The organism is Holospora undulata HU1 (assembly GCF_000388175.3).
In the GTDB taxonomy this organism is placed as follows: domain Bacteria; phylum Pseudomonadota; class Alphaproteobacteria; order Holosporales; family Holosporaceae; genus Holospora; species Holospora undulata_A.
In genome coordinates this window covers 1-1,465 of sequence record NZ_ARPM03000014.1, presented here as the reverse complement: position 1 = coordinate 1,465, position 1,465 = coordinate 1, and the positions used below count along the sequence as shown (strand labels likewise).

Annotated in this window: 1 pseudogene; it reads right to left on the bottom strand. The window is 34.3% G+C overall.

The window, feature by feature from the left end:
• Window positions 1-640: 640 nt before the first annotated feature.
• Window positions 641-770: pseudogene (locus K737_RS08635) on the bottom strand (IS5/IS1182 family transposase); the annotation flags it as partial.
• Window positions 771-1,465 lie beyond the last annotated feature (695 nt).

Genomic DNA, 1,465 nt, shown 5'->3' with positions numbered 1-1,465 from the left:
AATTTTAGTCTAATTTTACTTAATCTCGATTTTACCTAATGTCGATACATATAAATGTATTTTTATCTGAGCGTGTAAAGAAGTATCCGTCTAATAAAATTGCGTTGATCATGGATGAAGCAAGATGGCATAAATCCAAGAAAAGCAAAGTAAATAAAATCGAAGTCGGTATCAAGAATCGATCAAATATATATCGTATCAAAGTCTTGTATATATTGATGAAAGTGGCATTGATATGGCTATGTGCAAGTACAGAGGGCTGGGGAAGAAAAAGTGAAAATTCGGTTGGAAAAAAGAGTGGAAAATAGTATCAAAGAACAAATAGTATTGCCGGTTTGGTTAATAACACGCCGATAGCACTACTAGTTTTTAACGGACTTGGGTAGAAAAAATTTCTGATTAAGGAACTAAAGCCTGGTCAAGGTGTTATTATGCCTCTTTTCATAAATCTAAGGGAAGTAGAGAATGAATAGAATCTGTAAAATGCAGTATAATTTTTCTACCTCCTTGCTCTTGTGATTTGAATCCAATAGAGAAATTCTGGGCTAATGAAGAGGTGACAATATAACTAAATTCCAACGCTCTATTCGACGCTATTTCGTGATTCTTTAAAATATCTTATTCAACCTAATACTATAGCTTTAAAATCGTCAAACCTCTTCGGCCACGGAATTCCTGTGCGGTAGCGGTAAAAAACAGCCTCCACAAACAGGCGATTGTCTTTTGCTGTAACGCCCATCCCTTGGTTTTCCAGGTAAAAGATCCTTGATCCGATCCTACTGATCCTCCCTCAACGCATAACGTCTGATTGAATACAAATTTCTTTTGAATTTTTATTAAATTCTGAAAAAACAACGAAAAAATCAACTCAATTTAGGGCTGGCTCTAGATAAAATAGAGTCCGAATCTAAATATTTTTTTCTACGTCTTCTAATTGTGATTTTAAAGTACGTTCTATTTTTTGTGATGTTTCTATTAAAAAAAATCAGTTATTCGTTTATTTGTATGAATTGAACTTAATATTTCATTTTTTAAGAGCTTTATATAGATAGAGATAGCTCATACTCCCCCTCACTTTTTTGAAGGGGCTTTAAAAGATCCGAAAGACAGGCTATTTTATTAAAAATAAACAACAATGTTTAATGCAAATGAACCTATCATCCTTAATAAATAAGATAAGAAAAATATTAGCTTTTCACAATTCCCGCGCAGAGACTTTTAAAACCTTCGTGCTTAGTATGATCGATCAGCGAAAGGTTCAGCATCCTGCGCTGATCCACAAGATAAACGCTCCACCTTCAATAAAATCCAAGCTTGAACGCGTCAGGCGTTTTTTTAAAAGGACAAGGAATTGATTCTGGGCTCTTCTCAAAAGCCTTAATATCAAGCATTTGGGAGCCAGTTCCTAAAATGCATTTAATGCTCGATGGCACCAATTGGAAGTTTGGAACGCAGAATATCAATT